Below are 15,069 nucleotides of genomic sequence, written 5' to 3' on the forward strand. Positions count from 1 at the left end.
GCTTCACCGGCGGTGCAGGGTTAGGCGACCCCTCCGGCGAACGTAGCGCGACGGGGACGACACTACGGCCCGGGAGGGGAGAATGGAGTGCTTACAGGCAAAGACATTCTGACTACCAGGCAGTTCAACACCGGTGAGCTCGACCTGATCTTGTCGACCGCGGAGAAGTTCGAGCGCGACCTCAAGGCGCGGAAGTCGCTGAGGAACCTGGAAGACCACGTAGTCGCGTCACTGTTCTTCGAGCCCAGCACCCGGACGAGATTGTCCTTTGAGACGGCCGCGCACAGGCTGTCGGCGAGGGTGATATCGGTGTCCGAAGCAAGCGGGTCGTCGATGGCAAAAGGGGAGTCCGTGGCGGACACGATCCGCACCGTGGACGGATACGCCGACGTCATCGTCCAGAGGCACCCGCAGAAGGGATCGGCGCAGATAGCGGCCGACAACGCCGTCCACCCTGTCATCAACGCGGGAGACGGGACGGGACAGCATCCCACACAGGCCCTGCTCGACCTGTACACCATCGTGAGGGAAAAGGGCCGCCTCAACGGCCTCACGATCACTCTCCTCGGAGACCTGAAGAACGGGCGGACCGTGCACTCGCTGTCCTACTTTATGGCGCTGTATGGAAACCACATGATATTCGCCAGCCCCCCGGAACTCACGATGCCGGCCGAAATCACCTCTGAACTGCGCGGCAAGGGCGCAAACATAACGGAGACGGGCGACGTCATCGCGGCGCTTGCCGAGAGCGACATTGTTTACGTCACCAGGGTCCAGCGCGAGAGATTCCAGGACCCCTCGGAATACGAACGGGTGAAGGGGTCATACATCGTCGACAGGGCAATGATCTCGAAAGCCAGGAAGGGCATTACGGTAATGCACCCGCTGCCAAGGGTGGACGAAATTGCTACCGACCTCGATGACTACGAGGGCGCAGCATATTTCAGGCAGGCGCACAACGGCCTGCCCATAAGGATGGCGTTGCTGGCGCTCGTGACTGGCGGGGTTTAGCAGGAGAAGGCCTGGCGGTGACGAAAGAACAGGGGATAGATTTCTAAGTATTCTGATCGGCCACCGCCGGGGGGATTGACTTGTCCGACAAGATGAAGGCCCTGGTCAAGATGAGAGCCGCCCCCGGACTCGAGATCGCCGAGGTTTCGGTTCCGGATGTGGGTCCGGGCGAGGTGCTGGTCCGGCTGGAAGCCTGCTCGATTTGCGGCACAGACACCCACATCTATTCCTGGGATGACTGGTCCCGGTCCCGGATCGTCCCGCCGAGGGTAATCGGCCACGAAGGAGCGGGCTTCGTCGTGGCTGCGGGCCCTGGCGTCATGGGCGTGAAAGCGGGCGACTATGTGTCGTTCGACTCCCACCAGACGTGCGGGATGTGCTACATGTGCAGGACCGGGCAGGCCCACGTTTGTAGAGATTACAGGATCCTCGGCGTGGACGTGGACGGTTGCTTCGCAGAGTACGCCAGGGTCCCCGCCGGCAGCGTGTGGGTGAATCCCCGCGAGATGCCGCCCGAGCACGCATCCGTCCAGGACCCGTTCGGCAACGCGGTGATGGCGACGCTGGCTGGTGAGGTGGCGGGGCAGAGCGTCCTGGTCACCGGGTGCGGAGCCATCGGGGTCTTCTCTGTTGCTATAGCCAAGCGGTGTGGCGCATCGGTCGTGGTCGGGGTCGACGTCAACCCGTACCGGCTTGAGCTCGCCAGGCGAATGGGTGCGGACCACGTGTTTAATTCCCGAACACAGCCCTGGGAGGATGCTGTCAGGGATCTGACCGGTGGGCTCGGCGCAGATGTGGTGCTCGAGATGAGCGGGAACCCTGACGCCCTCCGTGCCGGGCTCTCCCTGGCAAGGAACGGGGGCAGGGTGGCTTTGCTGGGGATACCCCCGGGGGCCGTGGCGCTGGATTTGACCAGGGACGTTGTGTTCAAGGGGCTCAGGGTTGACGGGATCACCGGCAGGCGGCTTTTCGATACCTGGTACAAGACGTCCGCCCTCATCGGGCACGTGGTGGACGTGGCGCCGGTAATCACTCACCGGTTCTCGATCGACGATTACGACATCGCGTTCAGGCTAATGATCAAGGGAGAGTGCGGGAAGGTAATCCTGTACCCTGGGCGTTCTGCGGGTAGCCTGGCAGCACGCTAACCGGAATCCAAGGAGTCCGTTCGAATGCCTTTTTCGCGGGGTTTCGAGCGCCGCCTCGGGGCGACGCTACGCAGGTACGGCGCCTACGCTGTGGGCGCCTTGTTCGTGGCATGGACGCTTCTCTACATACCCACGGGGTACTATCTGGTGTCCCCGGGGGAGGTCCGCGGGCTGAGGGATGCGGTGAAGGTGAAGGACGCCGCGCCGGCCCGGGGTGGGGACTTCTACATCGTCACCGTTTCGACGAGGAAGGCCAACGCCGTTGCTCACGCCTATGGACTGCTGGACCCCGCGAGCCGGTTGAGGCCGAAGGACCAGGTAATACCGCCTGGCACTGACGAGAGGCAGTACTTCGAGGAGAGCCGCCGGATGATGAGGGAGAGCCAGGAGACAGCCAAGGTCGTCGCCCTCAAGAAGATGGGCTTCGATGCGCGGCTTTCGGGTACCGGGGTCAGGGTAGTCGAGGTACTGCCATCGAGCGCGGCGGAGGGGGTCCTCGCCAGGGACGACGTGATAGTCAAGGTGGAGGATTACCCCGTCAGCCTGGCGGACGAACTCCTCCACGAGATGAGGAAGTACCGGCCGGGCCAGGTGCTGTCGGTCGAGGTGATGAGGGGCGGGGAGCGGGTGTCCCTGAAGGTGCCAACGGGGCACCACCCGGAGGATCCCCAGCGGGCCGCGATGGGGGTACGAATCGAAACTCATAACTGGCATGCGGTTGTTCCCATCGACGTCAGCGTCGACACGGGCAGCATCAGCGGCCCATCCGGCGGCCTGATGCTTACGCTGGAGATAATGGAGCAGCTGAGCAGGGGGGGAAGCCTCCTGCCGGTCGCGAGGGTCGCGGGGACGGGGACGATAGCCCCGAGCGGCGGAGTCGGGCCCGTAGGCGGCGTTGCACAGAAGGTGATCGCAGCCGAGCGCGCAGGCATGCAGGTGTTCCTCGTTCCCAACGAGAACCTGGCGGAGGCCAGGGGCTCGGCTCGCCGGATAGAACTGGTGCCGGTGGGCAGCCTGGATGATGCTGTCGCATATCTGGTCCGGTCAGGCGGGACGCTCCGGACGGGAACGCATTAGGCGACCGGCCCCGTGGCAGCCATTCCTTGACACCGGTGGGGTGCGTTCACTATAATGATGACTGTTCTGCGGGGTGGCGTCATTGAGGATTTACGTCGGTGAACTCAAGCGGGAAGTAGGCCTGCGAGAGTCGCATTCGTTCGTCTACGAAGTCCCGCCGGCGGCCGAACATGGCGACCTCGCCATGTTCGACGGGCCGGTCAAGGTGGAAACCACCCTCACCAATGCGGGCAAGGGCATCATTGCCGAGGGGCGCGTTGAAGGCGTGGCCAGGCTACGGTGCTCGAGGTGCCTCGAAGAGTTCACGTCGCCGGTATCGGCGGAGTTCAAGGTGGAGTTTCGGGAAGGCGCCGGGCTCGAGACCGTGGACGACGATGAAGACGTTGTCCGGTATTCCGGCGACTACGTGAACCTTGGTGAGGAGATCAGGCAGAACTTGATACTATCGCTTCCGATGAAGCCCTTGTGCGATCAGGCGTGCAAGGGGTTGTGCGCGCAGTGCGGCGCGAATCTGAATGAGGGCGAGTGTTCGTGCGAACGCCGGCCGGTCGATCCTCGCCTGGCGGGGCTCGAGGAGCTGCAGGCCAGGCTACGTGGCCGAGGGGGTGAATCGTGAATGGCGGTCCCAAAGAAACGGAAGTCGAAGTCGGCAACGGCGATGCGAAGGGCTAACTGGAAGCTCGGTGCACCGGGATTTGTTGAGTGCCCCCGCTGCCACAAGCCGAGGATGCCCCACCGCGTTTGCGCGGAGTGCGGCTACTACGACGGCAGGGAAGTCATAAAGGTGAAGGAAGGATAGCGGGAACCGGATGCCGCCGCTGGACGAGTGCCGTTGAACGAGATCGTTCGGCGGCCTTATTTTGTCCTGCCTTGCGTACGGTAGCGGCTTCCGCTAAACTTGGGAATAGGACTTGCTATTAAGGGCTGGCATTACTGGTATGACGGTGGTGGCCCAATGAGATCCGAGCGGCTTCACCAGTTAAAGGAGAAACTCGAGGAGAACCCGTTCCTGACCGATGAGGAACTCGCGCAGGCGTTCGAGGTTAGCGTGCAGACGATTCGCCTCGACAGGCTGGTGCTCGGGATCCCCGAGCTCAGGCAGAGGATTCGACTGATGGCCGAGCAGGCTCACGGGATCGTCCGCTCGCTCAGGACGCGCGAGATCGTCGGAGAGATCGTCGACGCCCAGCTGGGGACGCGCGGAGTCTCGATCCTCGAGACCACGGAAGACATGGCGCTGGAGCGCACAGGCGTGGTTCGCGGCCACCACGTGTTCGCGCAGGCGGAGTCGCTGGCCATAGCCATCATAGATGCGGACGCGGCCATTACCGGGCTCGCCAACAGCAAGTTCAAGCGCCCTGTGAGGGTCGGAGAACGGCTGGTTGCGAAGGCCGAGGTAATCCGCACGAAGGGGCCGCAGTTCGTCGTTCAGGTCGTTACGAAATCGGGCGAGGAGCAAGTGTTCAGGGGCAAGTTCCTGGTTTCGGGCGTCGACGACGTCGAGATGGTCCTTGCCCATTACCAGGCGAGAACCACGGAGGGTGTTGATGGATCGCCCGATAGTAGCCGTTGACACGATGGGGGGCGACAATGCCCCCGAGGCTCCTGTCAGGGGCGCCTTCGAGGCGGCGCGCTCCCTGGGCGCTCGGGTGTGCCTCGTTGGGGACGAGGCCCGCATAAGGCAATTTATGGGCGATCCTGACTTGCAGCGGGCCGGACTGGTTACAATACGCCACGCGCCTGGAGTTATAGAGGCGGGCGATCAGCCTGTGGCCGCGATACGGCGCAAAAAGGACAGCTCGATGGTCGTCGCTTTGAACATGGCCGCCGCCGGTGAGGCCGCCGCGGTGGTTTCGGCGGGGAATACCGGCGCGCTGATGGCGGGTGGCGTCCTGTTCGTGGGGCGACTCGAAGGGGTCGACCGGCCAGCGATATCCACGGTGCTTCCGACGCAGGAGGGGAGCGGTGTGCTCCTCCTCGACGCGGGGGCGAACACCGACGTCAGGCCGGACCACCTGGCCCAGTTCGCCGCGATGGGGGCGACATACGTCGAACGCGTACTGGGTTGGAAGCCGGCGAGGGTTGCCCTGCTCAACATCGGGACGGAGGAAAGCAAGGGCAACGAGGCCGCCCGCCAGGCATACGGGCTGCTGAAGACCCGCAGCGACTTCGCCGGCAACATTGAGGCGCGCGACGTGCTGAGCGGTTCGGTCAATGTGGTTGTATGCGACGGCTTTGCCGGAAACGTCTTCCTGAAGACGATCGAAGGCGTGGTCGAGATGATATTTAGCGGGCTCAAGGCGGAAGTGACGCGCGACTTGCTGTCAAAGGCGGGGGCGGCGCTCTTGAGACCCGCGTTCAGGAGACTCAAGGGCCGCCTCGACTACTCGGAGTATGGCGGCGCTCCGCTCCTCGGACTCAAGAAGGCATGCATCAAGTGTCACGGGAGCTCCGGCTCCAGGGCTATCATGAACGGCATAAGGGTGGCCGTCGAGTTCTCGCGATCCGGCGCAATCGAGGCGCTCGCTGCCGAACTCGCGGGATCCGCATAATGGGGGAGGGACGGAAAGTGGCGGGTATCAAGGTCGTTGTGGACAGCACTTCGGATATACCGCAGGATATCAGGGAGTCTCACGGTATAGTGATGGTGCCGCTAAAGGTGCATTTCGATCCCGAAGTGTACCTTGACCACGTCGAGATCACTCCCGCGCAGTTCTACCGGAAGATCAAGGATTCACAGGTTCACCCGAGGACGTCGCAGCCGTCCCCGGGGGAGTTCGTCGAGGTGTATCGCAGGCTTGGTCAAGACGGTTCGAAGATACTCTCGATCCACCTTTCGAAGAACATGAGCGGGACGTACCAGTCCGCAGTACTTGCGAAGTCAATGATCCCTGAAGTGGACGTGGAGGTCATGGACTCGCGGCTCGCATCGATGGGTTATGGGGTGATGGCGATAGCTGCGGCGAGGGCCGCGGCTGAGGGCAAGGGAGTTTCCGAGTGCATCGACGTCGCCGAACGGGTAAGGCAACATGTCCACCTGTACTTCGCCGTCGACACCCTTGACTATCTCCGCCGCAACGGTCGTATCGGACGCGCGCAGCACCTCCTTGGAAGCCTCCTGCAGTTCAAGCCTATCCTGACCGTCGACAACGACGGTTTCGTAAGCTCGTATGACAAGGTGCGTGGGCGGGGGCGGGTCCTCCCCAGGCTGGAAGAGATATTCAGGGAGCACATACCCGAGGGCAGCAGCGTGGTTGCAGTGGTTGCTCATGCCGGCGCCCGGGAGGATGCAGAAAAACTTGTATCCGGCTTTCGTGCATCATACAATATCCGCGAGACAGTAGTCACCGATCTCGGGCCGGTCATCGGCACCCACACGGGGCCGGGGACCCTGGCATGTTTTGTAGTGGATGTATCAAGACTCGGATTCTGGCCACCCGCACCCTCGAAGGAGGTGAATTGAATGGGGGGTAGAGAAGCCATGAAGGATTCCATTTTGGGCCGGGTCAAGGACATCGTGGTGGAGCAGCTGGGCGTCGCCGAGGAAGACGTCATCCCTGAGGCCTCCTTCATCGATGATCTCGGCGCCGATTCTCTCGATATCGTGGAGCTGGTAATGGCGCTGGAAGAGGAGTTTGACATGGAAATCCCCGACGAGGACGCCGAAAGGATCGTGACTGTCGGGGATGCAGTGGATTACATAAGGGAAAACTCCTGATGAACGAGGGTCCCGCGGAGCGGGACCTTCGAGTCCCGGGACGCCGTACTCGTTCCGTTACTGCGGAGGACCGATGAACGGACTTGGAGATCTGTTATCCCACCTCGAGAAAGCCGGGTTGAGACCGGGGGACCACCGGCTGTACAGCACCGCGCTTACCCACGCCTCGTACGTCAACGAGCAGCCAGAGGCCGGAGGGGACAACGAGAGACTGGAATTCCTGGGAGACGCGGTCCTGGATTTCCTGGTAAGTGACGAGATTTACTCCACCCACAGGGACCTCCCCGAGGGAAACCTGACGCGTATGCGTGCGGGAATCGTGTGCGAACCCTCGCTGGCGAGATGCGCAGAGGCGCTCGGCCTCGATAGAGCGCTCATGCTGGGCAGAGGTGAGGAGTCGACAGGCGGTCGCAGGAAGCCCTCCATACTCGCCGGCTGTATGGAGGCGGTTGTTGCGGCCGTGTACCTGGATGGTGGCCTGGACGCCGCGCGGCGGTTCGTGGCGGAATACGTCATGGCCGTCGCGGCCACCGGCGGGGACGCCCCCACGGACAACAAGACGACCCTGCAGGAGGCGCTGCAGGCGCGCCGGCCCGGTGTTGAAATATCCTACCGGACAGTCGCCGAGGAGGGGCCCGACCACGACAGGACCTTCACGGTCGAGGTTGCTGCGAACGGCCGGACAGTGGGACGGGGGCGGGGGAAGAGCAAGCGGCGGGCCGAACAGGAAGCTGCACGCGACGCGATCAGCAGGTTAAATTGAACCTCCGCACCACTCCGGTTACCTTCCCGATAACCCTGACCGCCTGGGCGCTCTGGACGGCCGCTTCCGCCGGGTGGGCGGGGTGCACCAGGACCTGGTTCCCGCCGGCCGAGTAGAACCGGACGATCCTCGGGTTCCCCTCGCTGTTCACGAGGACCAGGTCCCCCTGGCCTACACTGGCCGGAGGGTCGACGAGCAGCACGTCGCCCCTCACGAGGAACGGCGAGTATTCATCGGTTCCCAGGATGAAGCCGAATGTGTCGCGCGACGCGGGGACCATCGAGGATACGTTCTGGCTGGACGGTATGGGTCTCCCCTCCGGGGAGAACGAGGTTATGAGCGGGACCTCGTGCAGCGGATACGTCGCCCCGGGATCCTTCGCCGGGTCTCCCGCGCCGACGATGTACGACCCGCGCGGGAAGCGGCCGGTAAGCACCGCGTGGCGAAAATCCCTCAGCCCCTTGAACTGCCCTTTCTCGAGCCAGTAGTAGACCGATTTCTCTTCGGAGTAGCCGAGCTTCCGGGCTATGTCCTTCACGGTTACCGAGGGATCCTCCCTGATAACCTGGGCGATCTGTTCGAGCAACGTCCTGCCTCCTTGGGCCTTAGGCCTGGACAGACCTGCAGGAACCTATCTTAAACCACGCGGGTGCAAAACCTTTACTGTGAATATGTAAACCTAATGACATTAAATGTGTATATGCCTCCCAGCCAGGACCACTGAAGGAATTAGACCCCGCTGCTAGAAAGTAATGGCTGGTCCTTTTGTGGAAGGGCAGGTTGGTTGGTTGTTTTTGAAACGGGTCGAGATGTATGGATTCAAATCCTTCCCCGACAAGGTCGATCTCGAATTCGACCCGGGGGTCGCGGTCATCGTCGGTCCTAACGGTAGCGGCAAGTCGAATGTAGCGGACGCGATACGCTGGGTGCTCGGAGAACAGAGCGCACGCGCGGTCCGCGGCTCCCGGATGGAAGACGTTATCTTCGCAGGGAACCACAAGCGGAAACCCCTCTCGATCGCCGAGGTCTCCATCACCTTCGACAACTCCGACGGCCTGCTCCCACTGGACTTCAGCGAAGTCACCGTCACACGGCGCGTCCTTCGCGACGGCGAGAGCGAGTACTACGTGAACAAGAAGGCGTGCCGGCTGAAGGACATCGCCGAGTGGTTCGCCGACACGGGCGTGGGTAGAGACTCGTTTTCGGTACTTGCCCAGGGTCGCGTCGACGAGATCCTCCTGGTGAAGCCGGAGGAGCGTCGCGCGATATTTGAAGAAGTCGCCGGCATCGTCAAGTTCAGGAACAGAAAGCGCGAGGCTATCCGCAAGCTCGAGGAGACCGAGGAAGGTCTGGTCCGGCTCGGTGATATCATTCAGGAGGTAGAGAGGCAACTCGGGCCGCTCAAGGAGCAGGAGGAAAAGGCGCGAAGGCACCTCGACCTCCGGAATCGGCTGATGTCCCTGCAGGTGGGTGTCTACCTGACGCAGATCCAGGGCGCGCGCATGTCGCTGCAGGCTACGATGAAAAGGATCGAGGGCCTGAAGGGTAAGCGGGCGGAAGCAGAGGAAGCCCTGCTCGGTCTCGAGGCGTGTATCGAGAAATTGAAGGCCGCCGAGCAGCAGGCCGCGGCGGCGGTTACCGCCCTGAAAGACAGGATCAGCGCCTGCGAGATAGAGGGTAGCCGGCTTGACGAGCAGATAAAGACGGGGCAGGAGCGTCTCAACGACGTCCGCGCCTCAATGGAGTCGCTGGTCAAGGAATCGTCGACTCTAGACGAGCAGATCAAGGCCCTCGCGGCCGAGGTCGAGGCGAGGTCCGCTGATGCCGCCGCCGCTGCGGGTGCGCTCGCCGGTGAGGCGGCAGCGCTTGCAGACGCCGAACTCAACCTGGGTGTCCTCAACCGCGCCGCCGTGAAGGCGGAGGAGGACCTCGAGCGGCGGAAAGGCGAGCTTATCGAGGCGCTGAACGCGCTGAGCTCCAGGAGGAATGAGGCCGCGGAGATCAGGCTGCGGTCCGAGGGACTCGCCCGTGAGAAGGCGAGGCTAACCCAGGAGCGGATCAGGCTGGCCGCCGAGCTGCAGCGGCTGGGGGACGAGAGCCGCTCGGCAAGGGAAAGAAGGTCTTCGGCGGAGGCGGCCAGGGCCGAGAGTGAGTCGTTGCTGTCCGAGGCCAGGGAGCGGATTTCGGAGACCGAGGCTCGCAAAGTTGAGATGGAGGCGCGGGCGCAGGGCCTTCGCGACGAGGTGAGCAGCCTTGAGTCGCGGATAGGGTTGCTCGAGGAGATGCAGGCGTCGCACGAGGGGTACCTCCCCGGCCCCCGGGCCGTGCTGGAGGCGGTGAAGGGCCCCACACCGGCGGTTGCCGGGATCGTGGGCGCTGTGGCCGACGTTATAAAGGTCCCGAGGGAATACGAGGGCGCGTTCGAGATAGCGCTGGGGGAGTCGGCGCAATACGTCATCACGAGGGGCGAGGACGACGCGCGCGCCGCTATCGATTATCTGAACGGCGGGCGTTTCGGCAGAGCGACGTTCCTTCCGGCGGGCTCCGTGAGGCCCTCTGCGTTGACGCCTGAGGAGAGCGACGCGGTCGCGCGGGCCGGTTTCGCCAGGCCGGCCATGAGTATGGTCGAGTGCGACGCGAGGTACCTTCCGGCGGTGTCCCACCTCCTGGGCAGGATCGTCTTCACCGACACCGCAGAACACGCCCTCTTGCTGGCGCGCAGGACTGCCTACAGGCTCAAGGTGGTGTCAATGGACGGCGCCGTCATCGGCCCCGGCGGGAGCCTGAGCGGTGGGCAGAACGGCGCCGCCACGGGACTCCTCGGCAGGTCGGGCGAGATCCGGCTGCTGAGAGAGAAACTCGCCCTGCTCGGGGTGGAGATAGCCGGCATGCGCGAGAGACTCGCGAGGACGATCACCGAGCGCGAGACCCTCGGCAGGCAGATGAAAATCCTTGAGCAGCAGATATGGAGCGCCGGTTCGGGAATCACCGAGGCCGGCAAAGAAGAGGAGAGGCTGGTCGCCGAGAGGTCGCGGCTCGAGGAAAGGGCGCGCGGCATCGACGCCGAACTCGAGCGGGCTGACGAGATGCTCCGGCAGGGTGAGGCGCGACTCCGGAACCTTGACGGGGAAGTCGCGGCATCCGAGGCGGAGCAGGAGAAGATCCGCGGCGACATCTCGTCGATGCAGGATGAGTTAAGGAAGGCGCGTGAGGGGCGTGACCAGGCGATGGAGTCCGTCACGCGGATGCGGGTATCGGTCGCCGCTATCGAGGGGTCCCGTAACAACGCCCAGGAGTCACTCGGAAGGGCCACGCGCGAGCTCCTCGACGCGAAGAAGCGGCGCGATGCGCAGAAGGCCGAGATCGCCAGGCTGAAATCCACCGGGCAGGGTATTTCGAAGGATTCGGCGGCCGCAAGGCAGAGGTTGGAAGAACTCGCGCGTGAGAAGGAAGAGGCCGCAGGCGCCCTCAGTTCCGCCGTCAATCAGCGTGAGGAGACGCTGGCCAGGATCGCCGCGACCGAGAAGGAGACAGCCGCAAAGCGCAAGCACCTGCAGGACATCATAAACAGGGTGAACGAAGGCGACATCCAGATTGCCCGAGCCGAGATGGAGATAGACTCCCTGAAGGGGAGGCTGCTGTCCGAATGGGGTGTGGCGGAGGCCGATTACGGCGGTTTCGATGCGTTGCCGGTGGAGGAGACCGCGCCGGTCATTGCTGAGGCGCGAGCCGGCCTGGACGCCCTGGGGACCGTCAACCTCGGTGCGATCGAGGAGTACAGGACTACGAAGGAGCGGTACGACTTCCTCCGCCGCCAGATAGACGACATGCAGGCGGCCAGGGAATCACTCCAGGAAATCATCCGCGACGTCGACAAGAAAATGGCGCAGGTGTTCGTCGAGTCGTTCGAGAAGGTGCGGGAGAACTTCCGTGACGTGTTCAAGGAGATGTTCGGCGGTGGCAGCGCCGACCTCAGCCTGACCGAGGGCGTGCACCCGCTTGAGGCGGGGGTCGAGATCGCCGCTCAGCCTCCGGGCAGGAGGGTTCACAACCTCAACCTCCTGTCGGGCGGCGAGAAGGTGATGACGGCCATCGCACTCCTCTTCGCCATCCTGCGGGTCAAGCCCAGCCCGTTCTGTGTGCTCGACGAGATAGACTCGTCGCTCGACGACGCGAACGTGGAGCGGTTCGGCAAGTTCCTGAAGAACTACTCCGGCGGCACGCAGTTCATTGTGATAACGCATCAGAAGTCCACGATGGAACTCGCGGATCGCCTGTACGGCATCACGATGGAGGAACCCGGCGTATCCAAGATGATCTCCGTGAGACTGGTCGAGAAGACGGGGGAGATCTCCGGCGGCAAGGCCGGCGAGAAGGCCGGTGCGAAGGCCGGCTAGCCCACCGTCGTGGGGTTCCAGCGCTGGTACTGCGCGCCCCGCCGAGCGGCGGGCGCCGGTTTTTCAGGAGGACGTTTCCCGTGAGAGAGTTCTTTGCCAGGCTGAAACATGGCCTTTCAAGGACGCGCGAGAACCTGGTCGCCCACATTCAGGAGGCGGCCGGGGTGGCTCACGACGATGACGCGGTGTTCGACGGGCTGGAGGAGGCGCTCATCGCCTGCGACGCCGGCGTCAGGGCTTCAACGAAGATCGTCGAGGACCTCCGCGCCAGGTTGCGAACCGCCCGCGCTGCGTCCCCGGCGGACCTGTTTCCGGCGCTCAAGGAGGTAATTCGCGAAACCCTGGCCCGGTACGAGGGGTCGATGGCCTTGCCCGCGGACCTGGCGGTGATAATGGTCGTCGGCGTAAACGGTGTGGGGAAGACGACGACCATAGCCAAGCTCGCCAACCGCCTCAAATCGGAGGGACGGCAGGTGATCCTGGCCGCAGCGGACACGTTCAGGGCTGCGGCGATAGACCAGCTCGAGATATGGGCCGGCCGTGCCGGCGTCGAGATAGTGAGGCACAAGGAAGGCGGGGATCCCGCCGCGGTGGCGTTCGACGCCGTGCAGGCCGCCAGGTCCAGGGGTTTCGATACCGTGATCGTCGACACGGCCGGGCGGCTGCACACCAGGTCCAACCTCATGGAGGAACTGAAGAAAGTCAGGCGCGTCCTGTCGAGAGCGGCCGAAGGTGCCCCGCACGAGGTACTGCTCGTCCTGGACTCCACTACCGGGCAAAACGCCATCGAGCAGGCCAGGATATTTAAAGATGCGGTCGGCGTCACCGGCATAGCGCTGACCAAGCTCGACGGCTCGGCGAAAGGCGGCATTATCATACCAGTAGCGCAGGAAGTGGGGATCCCCATCAAATTCGTGGGCGTCGGCGAGGGCATGGAAGACCTGAGGGCCTTCTCCGCTGCCGAGTTTGCGGACGCCCTCCTCTAAGCGTAAGGCGCAGCTCCACCCGGGGCTGTAAAGGCCAGGGACTTGACAGCGGTTTCCGTGACGGATAAGATCTTGGCGTGGCGCAATGCGTCCCGCCTTTTGTTTTTCGGGGTGATAGGGGTTTGGACCGGACGTCGAAGCCCGGGAAGGTAGACAGGTTCGTCAGGATGGCGGTTCTCGCCGACGTGTACGGGCCGCTCCTCACGGACAACCAGAGGAAAGCGGTCGACCTCCACTACGGCGAGGACCTGTCGCTCGCGGAAATTGCCCAGCAGTTCGGCATATCGAGGGCGGCTGTGCACGACACGCTGGTTCGCGCGGAGGCATCCCTGGAGGAATACGAACGCGTGCTCGGGGTGGTTGAAGGGGCAGCGCGCCGCAGGCGGCTCGCGGACGAGGCGCTGCAGGCCCTGGCTGCCGCGGAGTCGGAAACACCCCCCGCCGGCGTGCGAGAGGCGCTGGCAAAGGCGGCAACGGCGATCCGGGGACTAAGGGAGCAAGGCTGATTAGATCGGGTTGTATACCGGGCGGATTGACCGCGGCCCACGGGCTGGCGGGTGCCATTCGGAGGTAATCGGGTGGTTTTTGAGGGACTATCCAGCAAGATACAGGAGACGCTGAGGAAGCTCAGGGGCAAAGGCCGCCTGAGTGAGTCGGACGTCGTCGAGGCCTTGAGGGAGATACGATTGGCGCTTCTCGAGGCCGACGTCAACTTCAAAGTCGTCAAGGAGTTCATCGCGAAGGTCAAGGAACGCGCGGTGGGGCAGGAGGTAATGGGGAGCCTGAGCCCCGCCCAACAGGTCGTCAAGATCGTCCACGAGGAGATGACCTCGCTGATGGGTGAGGCGAACCTGCGACTTGCCCTCTCTCCCAAGCCGCCCACCGTGATCATGCTTGTAGGACTGCAGGGCTCCGGAAAGACGACCACTGCAGCTAAGCTGGGCCTGCACCTCAAGAAGCAGGGCAGGCACCCCATGCTGGTTGCCGCCGACGTGTACCGTCCCGCAGCCGTGAAACAGCTCCAGGTGGTGGGGCAACAGGCGAGAATACCGGTGTACGCGGCCCTCGAGGGCGCCAGGCCGCTCGATATCGTCATGGCTGGCCTCGAGAAGGCCGCCGGCCTGATGTGCGACACGGTAATCATCGACACCGCGGGGAGACTTCAGGTAGATGAGAACATGATGCGCGAGCTCGATGAGATCAGGGCGGCTGTCAACCCCGACGAGGTACTGCTCGTGGCGGACGCCATGACCGGACAGGAGGCAGTCAACGTGGCCTCCACGTTTCATAGCAGGCTGTCCCTTGGCGGGGCGATCCTGACAAAGCTCGACAGCGACACGCGTGGCGGGGCCGCGCTATCTATACGCGCGGCGACGGGAGTGCCCATCAAGTTCGCCGGCGTCGGCGAGAAGCTGGACGCCCTCGAACCATTCCACCCCGACCGCATGGCATCCAGAATTCTCGGCATGGGGGATATCCTGACCCTCATAGAGAAGGCGGGGGAGGCCCTCGATCTGGAGAAGGCGAGGGAACTGGAGCGAAAGGTGCGCCGCGCGGAGTTCGGGCTGGAGGAGTTCCTGGAGCAGCTGAAGAGCGTCCGAAAGATGGGTCCGCTCGAGCAGGTACTCGGGATGATCCCGGGCCTCGGCGCGCAGGTAAAGAAGGCGATGCCGGCGGGCGCCGATGAGAAGGAACTTAAAAGGGTCGAGGCCATCATCAATTCGATGACGCGAGAGGAAAGGCGTAATCCGGCGGTCATAGACGCCGGCCGGAGAAGGCGAATCGCAGCCGGGAGCGGCACGGCCGTTCAGGACGTTAACAGGGTTTTGAAACAGTTTGAACAGGCAAGGGTGCTCGTCAGGCAGTTGCAGGGTATCGAGAAGGGCAAGGGTGGTGGGAAGTTTCCGCTCGGCCCCCTTGGACCTTTTGGCAGATAAACACCGCTTTAGAGGACAGGAGGACTGGTCAG

15 protein-coding genes are annotated in these 15,069 nt (G+C 63.4%); 14 read left to right on the top strand and 1 reads right to left on the bottom strand.

Features of this window, described 5'->3' with window-relative positions:
* Positions 1 to 87: 87 nt before the first annotated feature.
* The 10 genes from pyrB (at position 88) to rnc (ending at position 7,717) form a co-directional block, all read left to right on the top strand.
* Positions 88 to 1,011, top strand: a complete 924-nt coding sequence (pyrB, locus tag HPY55_11215) for an aspartate carbamoyltransferase (GenBank protein NPV71191.1) — start codon at positions 88 to 90, stop codon at positions 1,009 to 1,011.
* Between the two features lie 92 nt (positions 1,012 to 1,103).
* Positions 1,104 to 2,159: an L-threonine 3-dehydrogenase gene (gene tdh, locus HPY55_11220; GenBank protein ID NPV71192.1), complete on the top strand. Its 1,056-nt coding sequence runs from the start codon at positions 1,104 to 1,106 to the stop codon at positions 2,157 to 2,159.
* 24 nt (positions 2,160 to 2,183) lie between these two features.
* Positions 2,184 to 3,236 carry a PDZ domain-containing protein gene (locus tag HPY55_11225; protein NPV71193.1) on the top strand — a complete coding sequence of 351 codons (1,053 nt, stop codon included), beginning with the start codon at positions 2,184 to 2,186 and terminating at the stop codon, positions 3,234 to 3,236.
* 82 nt (positions 3,237 to 3,318) lie between these two features.
* Positions 3,319 to 3,852 (top strand): DUF177 domain-containing protein, encoded by a 534-nt coding sequence (locus HPY55_11230; protein NPV71194.1) that lies wholly within the window; start codon positions 3,319 to 3,321, stop codon positions 3,850 to 3,852.
* A complete protein-coding gene (gene rpmF / locus HPY55_11235) occupies positions 3,853 to 4,035 on the top strand; it encodes a 50S ribosomal protein L32 (GenBank protein ID NPV71195.1) in 183 nt (60 codons plus the stop codon).
* A gap of 156 nt (positions 4,036 to 4,191) precedes the next feature.
* Complete coding sequence (gene fapR, locus HPY55_11240) at positions 4,192 to 4,809, top strand: transcription factor FapR (GenBank protein ID NPV71196.1); 618 nt, start codon at positions 4,192 to 4,194, stop codon at positions 4,807 to 4,809.
* Positions 4,784 to 5,788 (top strand): phosphate acyltransferase PlsX, encoded by a 1,005-nt coding sequence (plsX, locus tag HPY55_11245; protein ID NPV71197.1) that lies wholly within the window; start codon positions 4,784 to 4,786, stop codon positions 5,786 to 5,788. Before fapR ends, plsX begins: the two co-directional genes overlap by 26 nt.
* Before the next feature lie 17 nt (positions 5,789 to 5,805).
* Positions 5,806 to 6,699 carry a DegV family protein gene (locus HPY55_11250; protein NPV71198.1) on the top strand — a complete coding sequence of 298 codons (894 nt, stop codon included), beginning with the start codon at positions 5,806 to 5,808 and terminating at the stop codon, positions 6,697 to 6,699.
* Between the two features lie 18 nt (positions 6,700 to 6,717).
* Positions 6,718 to 6,954 (top strand): acyl carrier protein, encoded by a 237-nt coding sequence (gene acpP, locus HPY55_11255; protein ID NPV71199.1) that lies wholly within the window; start codon positions 6,718 to 6,720, stop codon positions 6,952 to 6,954.
* 73 nt (positions 6,955 to 7,027) lie between these two features.
* Positions 7,028 to 7,717, top strand: a complete 690-nt coding sequence (gene rnc / locus HPY55_11260) for a ribonuclease III (protein ID NPV71200.1) — start codon at positions 7,028 to 7,030, stop codon at positions 7,715 to 7,717.
* On the opposite strand, the gene HPY55_11265 is transcribed toward rnc, so the two are convergent.
* Entirely contained in the window at positions 7,701 to 8,303 is a 603-nt protein-coding gene (locus HPY55_11265; GenBank protein ID NPV71201.1) for a hypothetical protein, read from the bottom strand. The two genes, rnc and HPY55_11265, sit on opposite strands and share 17 nt — an antisense overlap.
* 202 nt (positions 8,304 to 8,505) lie before the next feature.
* Between HPY55_11265 and smc the strand changes: the two genes are divergently transcribed.
* The 4 genes from smc (at position 8,506) to ffh (ending at position 15,037) form a co-directional block, all read left to right on the top strand.
* Entirely contained in the window at positions 8,506 to 12,114 is a 3,609-nt protein-coding gene (gene smc / locus HPY55_11270) for a chromosome segregation protein SMC (GenBank protein ID NPV71202.1), read from the top strand.
* A gap of 80 nt (positions 12,115 to 12,194) precedes the next feature.
* Positions 12,195 to 13,100 (top strand): signal recognition particle-docking protein FtsY, encoded by a 906-nt coding sequence (ftsY, locus tag HPY55_11275; protein NPV71203.1) that lies wholly within the window; start codon positions 12,195 to 12,197, stop codon positions 13,098 to 13,100.
* 122 nt (positions 13,101 to 13,222) lie between these two features.
* On the top strand, positions 13,223 to 13,606 hold the full coding sequence (locus HPY55_11280; protein NPV71204.1) for a YlxM family DNA-binding protein: 384 nt from the start codon (positions 13,223 to 13,225) through the stop codon (positions 13,604 to 13,606).
* Positions 13,607 to 13,678: 72 nt separating this feature from the next.
* Complete coding sequence (gene ffh / locus HPY55_11285) at positions 13,679 to 15,037, top strand: signal recognition particle protein (protein NPV71205.1); 1,359 nt, start codon at positions 13,679 to 13,681, stop codon at positions 15,035 to 15,037.
* Positions 15,038 to 15,069 lie beyond the last annotated feature (32 nt).

The sequence above is a fragment of the Bacillota bacterium genome (assembly GCA_013178305.1).
Lineage (GTDB): Bacteria > Bacillota > Sulfobacillia > JABLXB01 > JABLXB01 > JABLXB01.

Bases quoted from the DNA above. Each gene is read 5' to 3' on its own strand.
- acpP (NPV71199.1), top strand. From the start codon at position 6,718: ATGAAGGATTCCATTTTGGGCCGGGTCAAGGACATCGTGGTGGAGCAG.
- plsX (NPV71197.1), top strand. From the start codon at position 4,784: ATGGATCGCCCGATAGTAGCCGTTGACACGATGGGGGGCGACAATGCC.
- tdh (NPV71192.1), top strand. From the start codon at position 1,104: ATGAAGGCCCTGGTCAAGATGAGAGCCGCCCCCGGACTCGAGATCGCC.
- HPY55_11225 (NPV71193.1), top strand. From the start codon at position 2,184: ATGCCTTTTTCGCGGGGTTTCGAGCGCCGCCTCGGGGCGACGCTACGC.
- rnc (NPV71200.1), top strand. From the start codon at position 7,028: ATGAACGGACTTGGAGATCTGTTATCCCACCTCGAGAAAGCCGGGTTG.
- rpmF (NPV71195.1), top strand. From the start codon at position 3,853: ATGGCGGTCCCAAAGAAACGGAAGTCGAAGTCGGCAACGGCGATGCGA.
- fapR (NPV71196.1), top strand. From the start codon at position 4,192: ATGAGATCCGAGCGGCTTCACCAGTTAAAGGAGAAACTCGAGGAGAAC.